General features: G+C 44.7%; 12 protein-coding genes. 3 read left to right on the top strand and 9 right to left on the bottom strand.

Annotated features, from left to right (window positions below; all coding sequences use genetic code 11):
* Positions 1-11: 11 nt before the first annotated feature.
* From WJM94_RS02280 to WJM94_RS02255, 6 genes are all read right to left on the bottom strand, one after another.
* Positions 12-2,867, bottom strand: coding sequence for a formate dehydrogenase subunit alpha (locus WJM94_RS02280; RefSeq protein ID WP_444492621.1), 2,856 nt, complete (start codon positions 2,865-2,867; stop codon positions 12-14).
* Positions 2,868-2,877: 10 nt separating this feature from the next.
* On the bottom strand, positions 2,878-3,078 hold the full coding sequence (locus WJM94_RS02275) for a twin-arginine translocation signal domain-containing protein (protein ID WP_444492620.1): 201 nt from the start codon (positions 3,076-3,078) through the stop codon (positions 2,878-2,880).
* A 73-nt stretch (positions 3,079-3,151) separates the two neighbouring features.
* The gene (locus WJM94_RS02270; RefSeq protein WP_444492619.1) at positions 3,152-3,778 is read right to left on the bottom strand and encodes a TorD/DmsD family molecular chaperone; all 627 of its coding nucleotides are present in this window, start codon (positions 3,776-3,778) and stop codon (positions 3,152-3,154) included.
* Between the two features lie 9 nt (positions 3,779-3,787).
* Positions 3,788-5,449, bottom strand: a complete 1,662-nt coding sequence (locus WJM94_RS02265) for a 4Fe-4S dicluster domain-containing protein (protein ID WP_444492618.1) — start codon at positions 5,447-5,449, stop codon at positions 3,788-3,790.
* Positions 5,450-5,754: 305 nt separating this feature from the next.
* Positions 5,755-6,387, bottom strand: a complete 633-nt coding sequence (locus WJM94_RS02260; protein WP_444492617.1) for a DUF3306 domain-containing protein — start codon at positions 6,385-6,387, stop codon at positions 5,755-5,757.
* Positions 6,377-6,844, bottom strand: coding sequence for a DUF3305 domain-containing protein (locus WJM94_RS02255; RefSeq protein ID WP_444492616.1), 468 nt, complete (start codon positions 6,842-6,844; stop codon positions 6,377-6,379). Before WJM94_RS02255 ends, WJM94_RS02260 begins: the two co-directional genes overlap by 11 nt.
* A gap of 326 nt (positions 6,845-7,170) precedes the next feature.
* Between WJM94_RS02255 and WJM94_RS02250 the strand changes: the two genes are divergently transcribed.
* Positions 7,171-8,001 carry a formate dehydrogenase accessory sulfurtransferase FdhD gene (locus tag WJM94_RS02250; protein ID WP_444492615.1) on the top strand — a complete coding sequence of 277 codons (831 nt, stop codon included), beginning with the start codon at positions 7,171-7,173 and terminating at the stop codon, positions 7,999-8,001.
* A gap of 417 nt (positions 8,002-8,418) precedes the next feature.
* Here WJM94_RS02250 and WJM94_RS02245 read toward each other — a convergent pair whose 3' ends face one another.
* The 3 genes from WJM94_RS02245 to WJM94_RS02235 all read right to left on the bottom strand — a co-directional run bounded on the left by WJM94_RS02245 (position 8,419) and on the right by WJM94_RS02235 (position 13,743).
* Entirely contained in the window at positions 8,419-10,011 is a 1,593-nt protein-coding gene (locus WJM94_RS02245) for an ABC-F family ATPase (protein ID WP_444492614.1), read from the bottom strand.
* 248 nt (positions 10,012-10,259) lie between these two features.
* Positions 10,260-12,302: a sensor histidine kinase gene (locus WJM94_RS02240; RefSeq protein WP_444492613.1), complete on the bottom strand. Its 2,043-nt coding sequence runs from the start codon at positions 12,300-12,302 to the stop codon at positions 10,260-10,262.
* The gene (locus WJM94_RS02235) at positions 12,292-13,743 is read right to left on the bottom strand and encodes a sigma-54-dependent transcriptional regulator (RefSeq protein ID WP_444492612.1); all 1,452 of its coding nucleotides are present in this window, start codon (positions 13,741-13,743) and stop codon (positions 12,292-12,294) included. The genes WJM94_RS02240 and WJM94_RS02235 overlap by 11 nt, the downstream gene beginning before the upstream one ends.
* A gap of 338 nt (positions 13,744-14,081) precedes the next feature.
* On the opposite strand from WJM94_RS02235, the gene WJM94_RS02230 reads away from it, so the two are divergent.
* Positions 14,082-14,900 carry a substrate-binding domain-containing protein gene (locus tag WJM94_RS02230; RefSeq protein ID WP_444492611.1) on the top strand — a complete coding sequence of 273 codons (819 nt, stop codon included), beginning with the start codon at positions 14,082-14,084 and terminating at the stop codon, positions 14,898-14,900.
* Between the two features lie 6 nt (positions 14,901-14,906).
* Complete coding sequence (locus WJM94_RS02225) at positions 14,907-15,605, top strand: ABC transporter permease (protein ID WP_444492610.1); 699 nt, start codon at positions 14,907-14,909, stop codon at positions 15,603-15,605.
* Positions 15,606-15,648: the final 43 nt, after the last annotated feature.

Below are 15,648 nucleotides of genomic sequence, written 5' to 3'. Positions count from 1 at the left end.
CTTCAGACTCCTTACGCTTTACGAATGTTACATAGGGTTACTTTGGTTTCCTGCATCAAGGTAACAGGGTCGTAACCGTAAGTGGTTGCCGTGTTAGCAGACTCACCGCTCACGTAAGGCTGTGTGCCTTCAGGGTATTTAGGACGTAGATCCACACCCTCGAATTCACCGCCAAAGTGGAATGGAATGAATGCCAATCCTGGTTTAACACGGCGAGTTACCATCGCTTTCACCTTAATTCGGCCTTTCTCTGCCCCTTCAACCCAAACATCGTCACCGTCTTTGAAGCCAAGATCGTTTGCGTCTTTCGGGTTTACTTCCACGAACATTTCTTGTTGCAGCTCTGCAAGCCAAGGGTTTGAACGGGTTTCGTCACCACCACCTTCGTATTCAACCAAGCGTCCTGACGTCAGAACTATTGGGTACTCGCCAGACTTATCCTGATCCTGGATAGATTTGTACAATGTAGGAAGACGGAAAATAGCTTCTTTGTCATCCCATGTTGGATAATCTGTTACAAGGTCACGTCTCGGTGTGTATAACGGTTCGCGGTGTAGCGGCACTCGATCTGGGAATGTCCATACAATTGCGCGAGCTTTTGCGTTGCCAAATGGAATACAACCATGCGCAATAGCGACACGCTGAATACCACCAGACAAGTCAGTTTTCCAGTTTTTGCCTTCTGCAGCGACTTTCTCTTCCGCTGTTAGGTCATCCCACCATCCAAGCTGTTTTAGCAGTTTGTCGGTGAACTCCGGGTAACCGTCTTTGATTTCACTACCTTTCGAGTAGCTATCTTCGGCTAGAAGGCTCTTACCTTCAAATTCCACCCCAAAGCGCGTACGGAAGGTACCACCACCTTCAGCAACGGTTTTCGAGGTATCGTAAAGAATGTGAGTGCCAGGGTGTTTCATCTCTGGCGTGCCCCAACATGGCCAAGGTAGACCATAGGTCTCACCATTAATTGGACCACCCTCTGCTTCAAGTGTGGTTTTGTGAAAGGTATGCCAGTTTTGTTGATGCGCTTTGAGGCGTTCAGGGCTTTGACCTGTATAACCAATTGTCCACATGCCTTTATTGAATTCACGGGTGAGATCTTCAATGAGAGGCTGGTTGTTTTCTACACGGATGTTTTTGCACAGCAGATCAGCAAACCCAAGTTTTTGTGACAACAGGTACATGATTTCATGGTCAGGTTTTGACTCAAACAAAGGTTCGATAACCTGATCACGCCATTGAAGAGAACGGTTTGATGCCGTTACACTGCCGTAAGTTTCAAACTGAGTCGTTGCAGGAAGCAGGTAAACACCATCGGTACGATCGTTCATTACCGCTGCTACCGTTGGGTATGGGTCGACGATGACCATCATATCCAGTTTCTGCATCGCCTTTTTCATCTCAACACCACGAGTTTGAGAGTTTACTGCGTGTCCCCAATAGAACATTGCACGGATATTTTCACGCTGTTGGATGTTGTCTTTATTTTCTAAAACACCATCAATCCAACGAGAGACCGGAATACCAGCGCTATGCATTGGTTTTTGGCCGCCATATTCGTTGTCATCGAAACGTTCTTTGACCCACTCGTAATCAATATCCCAAACTTTTGCCCAGTGACGCCATGAGCCTTCAGAAAGCCCATAGTATCCTGGTAAGGTATCAGCAAGTACGCCTAGGTCTGTTGCACCCTGTACGTTATCGTGGCCACGGAAAATGTTTGCACCACCACCAGATTTACCGATATTGCCCAGAGCAAGTTCCAGAACACAGTAAGCACGTGTGTTGTTGTTGCCTGTGGTGTGCTGCGTACCACCCATACACCAAATGATACAGCCAGGGCGGTTATCTGATAGCAGTTTCGCGGTATGGTAAACATCTTCTTCAGTCACGCCCGTTACACGTTCAACTTCCGATGGAGTCCATTTAGCCACTTCAGCACGGATTTCATCCATACCAAATACACGCTGACGGATGAATTCTTTGTCTTCCCAATCGTTTTCAAAGATGTGCCATAACAGACCCCAAATGAACGCAACGTCAGAGCCAGGACGAAGAGAAACGTAGTGATCGGATTTTGCTGCGGTACGAGTGCGACGAGGGTCAGCAACGATGATCTTACAGTTGTTTTTCTCTTTCGCGATAAGAATGTGTTGCATCGCTACAGGGTGCGCTTCAGCAGGGTTTGAACCAATGAACAGCATCGACTTCGAGTTGTGCATGTCATTGAAAGAGTTGGTCATCGCACCGTAGCCCCAAGTGTTTGCTACACCAGCCACCGTGGTTGAGTGACAGATACGCGCTTGGTGGTCAACGTTATTAGTGCCCCAAAGAGATGCCATTTTACGGAACAGGTACGCCTGCTCATTACTGTGTTTTGCACTACCCAGGAAATAAACGGAATCAGGGCCGGACTCTTTGCGGATATCCAATACCTTGTTTCCAATCTCTTCGATGGCTTCATCCCAAGAGAGCTTTTTCCACTTTCCGTTTTCTAGTTTCATTGGGTATTTGAGGCGACGTTCACCATGTCCGTGCTCACGTAGAGCTGCACCTTTTGCACAGTGTCCACCAGCGTTAAATGGGTGGTCAAAGGCCGGTTCCTGACCTGTCCAAACACCATTTTGAACTTCCGCGTAAATCCCACAGCCCACGGAACAGTGAGAACAGATCGTGCGCTTAATTTCTGTTTCCGCTTCTGGATCGACGGATTTCGCTTGTGCTTTTTTCATCATGCCCGGTGCAAACAGACTTGCACCAACCACTGCACCACCAGCAGCAAGCGATGTATTTCTCATGAATGCACGGCGAGAAATGCCAAGCTGGTTAGTTTCTTTGCTCACACTGTCGGAGCGTTTGATAAGTTTCATCCGTTATCTCCTAAAGTGTGTCGTAGTAATCACGAATGTGTTGAGTTTCACGATAGCCTTTCTTCTTCACGTCATTTTCTGAAGACTCAACCGTCTCCGAAGCATTAGCCACTTTTGTGGTTCCTGTGACGACAGCACCTGCAACGGCAGCGGTTGTGAAGCCTTTTAGTAGCTCCCTGCGGCTTGAGTTTATTGTTTTATTATCTTTCATCTTTGCTTCCTTACCTTCCGGTAGATCTTTGGAGGATCATGCCTCTCTATCGATATGACCAAGTACTGCTCGATTACTCGTAATCAGTGACGTTTTTCACATCAATTTTAAATTTGGCTTTACTGCTTTTAGTGTTCTCACTAAAACGCACCTGCTCCAGCGTTAAAAATGCGTCGCAAAGTTGCGCTGCTGGTTTGTAAAAATCGACGCTATCAGCGTTTTCTATCTGGCGAGTGAATGCGCTAAACCAAGGAGCAATGTGTTTATTAAACACGGCTTGTTGCAGCCCCTCTTCTTCTTCAGTAAGCATTGCCATAACTTCACAAAGGGCTGAAATGTGATCTTCCGGTTCTTTTACGTTGTCAGCACGTTGAATACCTAATAATTCAAGATCGTGTCGAATTTCAGCTAAAGGTTTTTCCATCATTGACCCGGTACGGTGCCATGATCCAAATGGCACGACTTCACCACGACCGATACCGATAAACAGATTTTGATATTCGTCTTCAAGGTCTTCGCGATCGGCTTGATTGGCGGCATGTTGAAGTGCAATCCAAGCTTGTTGCATCGCACTAGCCGAAGGTTCAACTTCCAATGACTTCAAAAAGTCCAGCATCTCTTTACTTGGTGCACTTCGGAAAAGCGCTGATAAAACCAGGTAGATTTCCGTTCTCAGTGTTTGGTCTTGTTGTTTTTCCACTGTGAGCTCCTAATATTTCAGTTGTTTCAACGGATCAGAGGCCATCGATTCAAACATGTCGACGACACGGCAGTCTTCACACATCGCAATACGGTTAATTGCTGCTTCATCTGTAAAGTGGGAGTGACCACGAAGCTTGTTTTGCAACATATCGATCATTGATTGAGGAGCGAAAGGCTTGTGGCAACGAAGACATTCCGCCGCCTTCTCCTGATGAATAACCATTGATTTCTGGCGTTCTTCTTTCACCCAGTTCATACGCGGCGACAGAGTTAAAACATTTTCCGGACAGGCTTTCGCACATAAACCGCATTGAACGCAATCTTGTTCAACAAACTTAAGTGATGGAGATTTACCATCGGTATGCAGAGCACGAGTCGGACAAACCGCCACACAACTCATACACAACGTACAGTCTTTGCTTTCACAAGAAACCGAGCCATATGGAGCATTGACTGGGAGTTCAACCACATTTTCCACAGGAATACGTGATGCTGACAGTGCATCCAAAGCGGTAAACAGGCGCTGACGTTTATTGCCTTGTAACTCACCCAACGCTAAGTCGAATGAATCCGTACAAAGCGTAGGCGCTCCCTCATGCAGAGACTCTAAATAAAGGATATCGATGGTTTCTTTTGCAATACCAAGTTGATCAAGCAGTTCTTGAGCAATACCAACTTCATTATTCAGTACTCTCAGAATGGTTGGAGGCATAAAACGAGATGCAGCAAAAAGAACTTGAGTTGCACCGTTAACCAGTGCCGCAAACCAGGTATCGATACCAACTGAAGGAAGCTCTTCCACCACAATTGGAATAACATTATCTGGTAGAGCTTTAAGAGCCATCACGTTATACGTTTCATGGCGTGAACTACAAATAAGCACGATAGGATCAACGCCGCCCGCTTTCTCGTAATTTGCCAGCGTACGTTCAATGAATTTTTGTGTATCTTCAGGATCTGGAAGTGCGTAGTGAATGGCTTCAGTAGGACACGCCGTCGCACAAGTTCCCACTCCCTGACATAGGTATGGGTTAATCTCAATACGATGACCTGTTTTGTCACTGCCTTCGCTGGATAATGCACCTGCCGGACAAGCGTCAACACAACGCTCACAACCTTTAACGCCTCGTGAGCTGTGTGCACAGAGGTCTGTGTCTAAACGGAAAAATTTCGGTTTATCGAACGTCCCCATCAAAGTTGGGATTTCTTCCAGCGCTTCAGCCAGTTTTGGATAACCACGCCCTACTGGATAATAACCCGGAACCGGAACTTCTTCTGACATGCAGCTGTTTAGGCAGAGATCGAGCACGACATCGAAACAATCACTATTAATAGCAATTTTCGCTAAATTGTTCGTAGCGCCATTATTTTCGATTAGTACTTCAAATGTACCAAGGAAACCTGAAACCTGAACAGAGTTTGTGTAGTAAACCTCAGGGTTGTTGCCCTTTTCCCCATCAGTTGAAAGCAGTGTCAGGCTGTTCATTTGTGGCAACTGTGCAGCAGCGCTTTCAATGATCGCTGTAGGACCAACAATCAGTGTATTTCCACCACTTTCGTAGCTCACCGTAGGTGGGATGAGATTCGTCAACTCTACGGTATTTTCAAAAGCGTATAGTCTTGCTTCACCATTACTGGAAGTTGTTTGTTCTAATAGTTCTTTCAACATTGATCGTTTCCATTGATTAACATGGATAATTTTCTATCTTCATTGTAGTTAGCGACGCAGATTCTGCTGATGAATATATAATTAATCTCTTATATAACGGGGTATCAGAGTACAAACCCAAGCAAAGCTCATACGTTCTAAAGTACAACAGAGTAGCTATAGTCATTATTAGCAAGGGATGTGCCAAACTAAATAAGTAAATAAATACAGTTAGTTACAGTAATAATTGGCAAATGTTTTCGATAAAAAAACCGAGTGAGACAATTTGTCCCACTCGGTTCGTTGAGTATTTAGTCAAAATGTACCTATTTTTGTTGTGGTATATTTTGTCCTAATTGTTCTGATGCAGATAGTTGTTCTGATGTAGACTTTTTCTCTAAAGTGCCATTTTTATCAGATACTGTTTTTATATACAGCTCTTCGTTGTTTTGCGTATTTTCGGCATGTTCTTGTTCGGATTCATCAATGTCGACAATCGCAGGTTCCGTTTCCGCCACTGTTGAATGAATTTCATCAATCGAAGGTGCTTCGTCTGCTTTTTCTTTAACCCAATCACGCAGAGTTTCTGCGATACCTTCAGACATTGACTTCAGATTACTATAATTGTCGTCGTAATCGTCTAAGCCATCCCGAACATTAAACTCTTCTGATAAGAAGAGCTTACGTAATGCGGCTTTCTTCACACTCTCTGAAGCTTCAGAAACCAGTAAGTTCGCAATAGACATCTCTTCTGGTTTTGATTCTTCAGGCGCTGGGTCTGTTGCGTTGGCTTCTTCAACAGACCCAGCGTCAGGGTTTAAGCATGTTGCCTCGGGTTGAGTTACCGCTAAATCACTGTGTGTATTTGTGTTTAGGTCGTCATTTAGATCATGGTCTTCACTTGAGGCTTCTTCTAACTTGCGTTTTGACCAACGGCTTATAAAACTACTAGTTGCCATTTGCTCTACCCGCTCCTTTTCGTTTCTTACGTTTGACCTCTAACATTTCACCGTTGCGACCGATGAACGCCTCCATCCATGCCTGTACAGGTAATGGCATGTCATTAGACAAGACCAGATTATCTCCGTCCATATATCTCGCTGCAACGGCTTGAGAGGCAGTAAGAAGCTGTATCGTAGGTTTCTCTCCGGAATCGAGGTTATCCATTACCAGAAAGAGTTTTGGCTTTTGAGAGCTTAAGTTAAATCGGTAATCAGTACGTTCGTCTCTGTGCAGTTGGAGCAGACAAACATCCGATGTTTCGTCATTCGGAGTCAACTGAAACCCAGTTAACTGCCATTGGGTTGTTACCCACGCACCTGTGATAATTTCATGTGCAACCAGATCTATGCCCATAGGCCATGAATCTTCGGTCTTCTCGTATTTGTTTTCTAAATCTTTATTATTGTCTGACATAACTTACCCAACTTACTTACAAGGTCTGTTGGCGGAAAGGACATTCTGTCCTTTGCTTTCAAACCAATTAGGGTTACAAAGCAATAAATGCGCCAAATCAATCACATTTAAAACACTAAGCTAAGAGAATTAATACTAACTTAGTCTAAATACAAACAAGAATATGTGTCATTCCTGCGAACTCTCAGTTTTTGTGTTAACCAGACTTAAAGACTCGCATTTTTTGTTGTAAGCGCTATGTTGGAATGAGATTTGCTGAACAAACTGCACAATAAATAGAATATCCCAGCGGAGTAGATCACTCCCTCACCGATTAGGACAAGAACGTGGTAAAACCAAATATTATTAGAACCAGTGAAAATCCCCTGCAAACCATCGAAGTCGATGTGTACGATGAATATGGTGAAAAACTGACTAAACAAATCGCCTGTGAGCGTCCTTTGACGGTAATGCTGAACTGGAAAGAGATAGTTACGCTGATGACTATTGGCTCTCGCCCTGATGCCCTAGTTTTAGGTTATTTGAAGAACCAAAGCTTTTTGTCTGATCCTGATGCCATTGAGTCGGTCATTATCGATTGGGAAACCCATTCAGCGGCCGTTATCACTAAAGAAAATACTGAGTATTTAGAAGGTGCATTGAAAAAGAAAACGGTCACTTCGGGTTGCGGGCAAGGCACCATGTACGGCAACGTGATGAAGCAACTAGAAAATTATCAGGTGCCGCAAGTGTCGCTCAAGCAGTCAGATATATATGCCACACTTGAAGCCCTGACACATTACAACGATACCTATAGGAAAGCTGGCGCAGTGCATGGCTGCGCGGTTTGTAAAAATAATCAGGTAATATCCTTTGTGGAAGATGTAGGTCGTCACAATGCAGTGGATACGTTAGCTGGTGAGATGTGGCTCAATCAGGAGACAGGTGAAGATAAAATATTTTATACCACCGGTCGTCTAACATCGGAGATGGTCATCAAAGTCGCTCAAATGGGAATTCCGGTGCTCCTCTCCCGCTCTGGCGTGACCCAGATGGGTTTGGATCTCGCTCGACAGTACGGAATTACCACCATTGCGAGAGCAAAAGGTCTGCGCTTCCAGGTATTTACCGGTGCAGAAAAAATTGTGTTTGATGTCAAAGGTGTAAGCGAGGAATAATTCGCAAAATTGAAGATTGGTGTAGACTCAATACTAATCACAATAAGTGATTAGAAATGGCGTAGGAAAAATGGTTGAGAACACGGTAAAGTTTTCGATAACTAGTTATCCTGCAGGCAACTTCTTCTACAACAAAAAGTAACACAATTCTCGAGTGCTGTAACAAACTAGAAATACCCATCGTTTATTACTATTGGTGTTTTTATACCGATTATTCACAAAGGATGTGAACTATGGACAATGATCAGCTTTGGAACTTTTTGCTCACGCCGAGTGGCATCATGGTTTCGATGATAATTACATTCGGTGTTGTTGGGATTTATGCTTACCTAACCGGTCAATTCAAAGAATAAACGCACAAAAAAGACCTCGCAGTGAGGTCTTTTTAATTGCATAACGTCGGTTTACATCGTTGTGTTACTGATCAACACCACGAGATTTAAGGAACTCAGAGTAAGTACCTTTAAAGTCTGTGATCTTACCATCACGAATTTCGACGATGCGCGTCGCCAGAGAGTCTACGAATACTCGGTCGTGCGATACGAAGAATAGCGTACCTTTGTACTGCTCTAGTGCCGTGTTTAGAGATTCGATCGATTCCATGTCCATGTGGTTAGTTGGTTCGTCCATCAGCAGCATGTTTGGTTTGTGCATCATTAGCTTACCAAGCAACATACGACCTTGTTCACCACCCGAAAGGACTTTAACTGATTTCTTGATGTCGTCCTGGCTAAACAACATACGGCCCAGGAAGCTGCGCACTACCTGCTCGTCATCGCCTTCCTGACGCCATTGACCCATCCAATCTGTCAAGTTTAAGTCTTCTGCAAAATCATGTGCATGGTCTTGTGCGTAGTAACCGATGTTTGAGTTCTCAGACCATTTGTACGTACCGGTACGAGGTTCCAGAACGCCAGCCAAAGTATTCAATAGCGTAGTTTTACCCACACCGTTCTCACCAATAATGGCTACGCGCTCACCGACCTCAAAGATTGCATTGAAGTTCGCGAACAGGTCATCTTCAAAACCTTGGCTTAGGTTTTCAACAATCAGAGCGTTACGGAATAGCTCTTTAGACTGCTCAAAACGAATGAATGGGTTTTGACGGCTAGACGCTTTAACTTCGTCCAGTTTGATCTTGTCAATTTGCTTAGCACGAGATGTTGCTTGCTTTGCTTTCGATGCGTTTGCAGAGAAACGTGCAACGAAGGTTTGTAGTTCAGCGATTTGTGCTTTTTTCTTTGCGTTGTCATTTAGTAGACGTTCACGAGCTTGCGAAGCTGCTGTCATGTACTCATCGTAGTTACCTGGGTAAACACGCAGCTCACCGTAATCCAAGTCAGCCATGTGCGTGCAAACTGAGTTCAGGAAATGGCGGTCGTGCGAGATAATAATCATCGTGCAGTTACGCGCGTTTAGCGTGTCTTCCAACCAGCGGATAGTATCCATATCCAGGTTGTTGGTAGGTTCGTCAAGCAGCATGATATCTGGGTCAGCAAACAGAACCTGAGCAAGTAGGACACGAAGTTTCCAACCTGGCGCGACTTCGCTCATAAGACCAAAGTGCTGTTCCATTGGAATACCTACAGCAAGAAGAAGCTCGCCTGCTTTTGCTTCTGCCATGTAGCCGTCCATTTCCGCGAATTCAACTTCAAGATCAGCCACTTTCATGCCGTCTTCTTCGCTCATCTCAGCCAGAGAGTAAATGCGGTCACGCTCTTTCTTTACTTCCCATAGCTCTTTGTGGCCCATGATTACCGTATCGATAACTGTGAACTCTTCGTATGCGAACTGATCCTGATTTAGCTTTGCAACGCGCTCGTTTGGATCGTAGCTCACGTTGCCACTTGTCTGTTCAAGTTCACCGCTCAGGATTTTCATAAAGGTTGATTTACCACAACCATTAGCTCCAATTAAGCCGTAACGGTTACCTTCACCGAACTTAACTGAAATGTTTTCGAATAGCGGCTTCGCGCCGAATTGTTGAGTAATATTCGCTGTGGAGATCAAAACCTTTACCTTAGCAATTTGAGTGAGTTTAGGGAAAACCGGGCAACGGTACTTGTTAAGGCTACATACTGCAAGTGTTGTTTTTATTAATTGGTCAGAAAAAGATCGTTTTTAGATGAAAATGAGCGAGATAGGCGGATGTTTCGCTATTGCCTTAAATATTTGGATCTTCAGGTAAGTAAAAGGGTCAGTAATGAGCTGACCCTTTTGCATACTGTGTTGTTAAAGAAAGTGCTCTCCTGAATAGATCAAGCAATGTTGGTCACTTCAAGCATTAACTCTGCTTTATTCGGCAGGTAGATACTGAACACACTGCCCTTACCCCACTCGGATTCCACTTTCAGCTCACCACCCGTTTGGCTCAGAATACTTTGTGAAACAGACAACCCTAAGCCCGTTCCTTCACGTTTGGTTGTATAAAATGGAGAAAAGATGCGACTGATATTTTCAGGTTTTATACCACATCCTTCATCCGCAACGTGAATCACCGCGCCTCTGACGTCTCCATTTTCCACCCAGTCTTCACTAGTGACGATCAGTTTGCCTTGCCCGTTCATTGCGTGAATCGCATTCATCTGTAAATTCACCAGAATCTGCAGCAGTTGATGACGGTTAATTTCCACCGAGGTATGAGCTTGCAGATCGGTCACAAACTGAATGTCTCGCTTTTTGGAGCCTGTTTTTACCAGCGTTATGCTTTCATCAATGATTGGATTGACACGTTGCCACGTAATTTCATCTTGGACACCACCTTGTCGACTGTATTGCAATAAGCTTCGTGTGATGTTTCTGATGCGATCGATTTGAGCATGAATGGCATCGATTTCTTCTTGAACGCGATTCGCATCCTCGCCAAGTTCAAATTGAATCAATTCTATGTTGCCGAGAATGACGGCGGTCGGATTATTTATTTCGTGTGCGATACCCGCTGTGAGTTCCCCGAGCGCAGATAGCTTTTCATGCACGATCAGTTTATCCCGCGTTTGATTGAGTAGCTGTATGTGAAGTTCTAACTCTTCTGTTTTGTCGCGCAAACTCGCAGTTCGCTCTTGTACTTTGCATTCGAGCTGTGCTGCCGCGTTCTTGAGCTCAACCTTACGCTCCTGAAGTGCATCGAGCATATTATCGAACTGCTTGGCCAGTTGCGCCAATTCATGATCGTCGTCGAGTCCCAAAGGTCCGATACGCTTTTCTTTTCCTAACTGAACCAGTTTTACGACCCTGTGAATGCGCTCGATGGGTCTGAACAAATCTCGTGAACCTCTATATACCATCACGCCAGATACCATTAATAGTATCAATGTCATTAAGCTGACTTCCGCGATATTGGTGATATAGGCTTTAACAAATGGCCACATCAGGTAGCCTGTGTATATCATGCCTATCACATTATCGTATTGGTCTTTAATGGGTTGATAAGCCGTGATATACCAAGCGTCGTATACAAATGCCCGGCCTACCCACTGCTCTCCACGGGAAAGCACTTGCTCAGAGACTTCGGTACTTACTTTGGTGCCGATAGCCCGACCGAGACGGTGATCACTATCTAGTGGAACGTTTGTGCTAACGCGAAGATCGGAAAGAAACAAAGTTAATGTGCCCACCGGTCGCAAACGGTCATTGCTGGTTGGATAAATGAGGTCACGGATTTGATCCACTAGCACGGTACTGTTGTTGAGTAGCAATCCACCGTCTAGGAATCCAATCAAATCATTGAATCGGTTGTAAACGGGAATCACGGTACGACTCACTAATCCACGGGTTTCCTTACCACTTTCTTGGCTCAGAATCGACACTTCGGCTCGTTTCGCTAACTCCGGGTCAAGTTGTTCCAATTCATCTTTATTTAAGACATCAAAGAAGGATTCACGCTTAGTCAGATCCATAAAGCGGAACTTGTTTTCCACTGAATTGACGAGCTTGAAAGAGAGGAAATCTAAACCGTAACGACCTTGTTGTTCTTTCACCCATGCTTGTAGTTCATCTTTCGGCGTATGTTGATTAATGCGGGTACGAAAATCAAAAGAATCGGCGAACGCTCTAACGTAGTTCGCTTGCTTCTGCTGCAGTAATTCAACACTGTTTTCGGCTACCCCGAGGCGTTCTGATACATCTTGGAGGGTACTCTGCCACGTGTATTGAATAGACCAATAAATCGTGATGCCAATCAATGCAAGCAGGGTCACAAAGATCGGTGCGGAAGTCAGAATGAGCAAGCGATAACGCACCATGGTTTTAAACCGGTGCGTCCATTTAGACAGTCCTTTGTGTCGTTGCCATTTAGTTGGCATATTCCTCTTCCTCTGCATCCCACTCTTTGTATTTTCGCTCTAACGTTTTGCGTGCGACACCTAGATCACGAGCTGCTGCCGATTTATTACCGTCATGCAGACTTACAACTTGTTGAATGTGCGCCTTTTCCACATCTTTCAAAGTCCAGTCATTTGGATAACCCTCTCCAGTGGACGAATTACTTTCCTTTAACTCCGTAAGATCATCTGCATCTGAAACTGTGGCAGAAGTGTTTGGTAAAGCGTGCTCACCGTTTATTTCGCGCCAGTAATGAGCGGGAGGTTTGCCAAGCAGGATACAACGTTCAATCAGATTTTTTAGTTCACGAATGTTACCTGGCCAATTGTATGCGCTCATCGCTTCCATATCTTCATGAGCCCATTTAGGCGCTGGCATACCTAATTCTCTGGTTAACATGTTGCTAAAAAATGGTACTAATTCGAATAGATCTTGTTTGCGATCTCGAAGTGGACAAACTTCGATTTTCAGAACATTCAGACGATAATAGAGATCACTGCGGAAATTCCCCAGGTTCACTTCTTCTTGTAGATTTCGGTTTGTCGCTGCTACAACACGTACATCAATACTGATCTCTTTTTCAGAACCAACCGGCCTAATTGTTCGTTGTTCTAACACACGCAAAAGTGATGCTTGCATGGCCAAAGGCATTTCTCCGATCTCATCCAAGAATAGCGTCCCACCATTTGCAACACGAAACAGCCCTTCACGTGATTTCTTAGCGCCAGTAAACGCGCCGGAAGTATGACCAAAAAGTTCGCTCTCCAACAACTCTGGAGCAATCGCCCCGCAGTTGATAGGAACAAATGGCCCAGTTCTCCCACTCGCCTGATGAATACCACGGGCAACCAGCTCTTTACCTGTACCCGATTCACCCTCAATCAATACAGACGCACGAGAAGGTGCGAACTGATTAATAAGTAATTTGAGTTGACTTGTTTTTTTAGAGCTACCAATGATTTCTGAGCTGTTATTACGCTGATAATCGCGCTTCATCGCATAGTGCATACGATCGTTAAGCCGACGATCCATGCAGCGAATAACTGACTTCAGCATTTGTTCCAGATTGAAAGGCTTGAGAATAAAGTCTGAAGCGCCTAATTGAAGTGCACGAATTGCGGTTTCAAGATCGGCATAACCGGTCATGAAAATCACATCTGCTCGCCTGTCATCGTCCTCAAAGGCTTCCTCCCACTCAATACCTGAACGGCCGGGTAAGTTAATATCGAGCAATATCAGATCATAATGGCGTGAGTTGCGCAACTGCTCGGCTTCTTCAATACTGCCTGCTGTATCAACTTGAGAGAAAAGTTTTCCAAGCGCTTTTTTTAATATCGCTTGCATGCCCATTTCGTCATCAACGACCAGCACCGAAAAGGCATTATATTGTTGGTTTGTACTAGTATGAGAGTGACTAGACATATTTACCCCAGATGGATTGAGATGGGACAGAGTGTACCAACTTTAGGGTGATACATTCCGAGATGGTTGAGACATTTTGTACCACTGTTTGATTTTATGCAAACAAGTCTATGAAATAGCGCATAAATAAGACAATTTTAACTTGTAAATTATTGGCATCTTGTTTGCTATAAAGGGTGTCCGGATTGCCTGATGCGTTGGACTGGTCGTTGGACTGGTCATTGACCTTCTACGTTGGGTAATTTGCGAATTTGAGCAATCAAGATCGTTCAGGAAACTTCTGATGCCTTTAAACCGCAAAAGAAGCCGAATCATCATTGGAAAGGAAACAAATAAAAATGAAGAAAATTGCGCTAACTTTGGCAGCGACGTCAATCACGCTAGTAAGCTACTCCGCTTTTTCCGCTCAAGAGGGTGAACACATTCGCTTAGCTACCACTACCAGTACTTACCACTCTGGTCTGCTGGATTACCTACTTCCACAGTTTGAAAAAGACACTGGTTACAAAGTCGATATTCTTGCAGCAGGAACAGGTAAAGCGCTGAAGATGGGTGAAAACGGTGATGTTGATTTGGTTATGACGCACGCACCAAAAGCGGAAAGCGATTTTGTTGAGAAAGGTTACGGTGTTATGCCGCGTAAACTGATGTACAACGATTTTGTGATTGTCGGCCCTAAGTCCGATCCTGCAGAAATCAAAGACGATAAAAACGTACTTGATGTGTTTAAAGAAATCGCAAGCAAAGACGCGACCTTCATTTCTCGTGGTGATGATTCAGGCACGCACAAAAAAGAGATGGGTTTTTGGGCGCAAACTAAAATTGAACCGAACTTCGGTGGTTACCGCAGCATAGGCCAAGGCATGGGCCCTACTCTGAATATGGCCTCTGAGATGCAAGGTTACACTATGACCGATCGCGGTACTTGGCTGGCATATCAAAACAAACTGGAACTGGAAATCCTGTTCCAAGGTGACGAAATGCTGTTTAACCCATATCAGGTTATCTTAGTGAACCCAGAGCGTTACCCGACTATTAATCACAAAGGTGCGAAAGCATTTAGTGATTGGCTAGTAAACTCACACGGTCAGGAACTGATAAACAGTTTCCGTCTAAACGGTGAACAGTTGTTTGTTGGTAATGCAGAAACTAAATAGCGCAATATGAATCTTGCTGAAACAACACTGGAAGCGCTTAAGCTACTGGTGAATTTTGATGCAGAGCTATGGGAGATCGTCGCGGTCTCCTTTAGCGTTTCTATCACGGCAATATCTTTAGTGGTATTGCCGGCGATTTTGATGTCCTTTGTTCTGGCTTACACCAATTTTCGTGGCAAGTGGTTTCTGCTGTCGATCGTGAATACACTTCAGGCCATACCCACCGTTGTCATTGGCCTTTTGCTGTACATGCTTCTCTCGAGAGCTGGACCTTGGGGCGGCTGGCAAATGCTGTTTACTCAGAAAGCGATGATATTTGGCCAGATGCTTATCTGCTTCCCTGTTTTAGTATCAATGATGCACGGCGCCCTCCAGTCGAGCGATCGTCGTATGATTGAAACGTCGATTACGTTGGGCGTGTCACTCCCTCGGGTTGCAGCTACGATGATCTGGGAAACGCGCTTCCCATTGCTTGCAGCGATCATCGCTGGATTCTCGCGGATCGTCACCGAAGTTGGCTGTTCGATGATGGTGGGCGGCAACATTATGGGCGTTACTCGCAATATTCCTACTGCTATCGCGATGGAAAGCAGTAAAGGAGCTTTTGCTCAAGGTGTTGCATTAGGAATTGTATTACTATCCTTAGCGTTAGCACTAAACTTCTTCTTATCGAGTATGAGAGGCAAAGGCTACCTCAGAACATGACGCAAACCATCGAATTGTCATCAACTCAATATAAAGGCGTATT

The organism is Vibrio sp. YIC-376 (assembly GCF_052353105.1).
GTDB lineage: Bacteria > Pseudomonadota > Gammaproteobacteria > Enterobacterales > Vibrionaceae > Vibrio.
The sequence above is the reverse complement of the archived record's forward strand: the minus strand, read 5'-3'. Positions and strand labels throughout refer to the sequence as shown.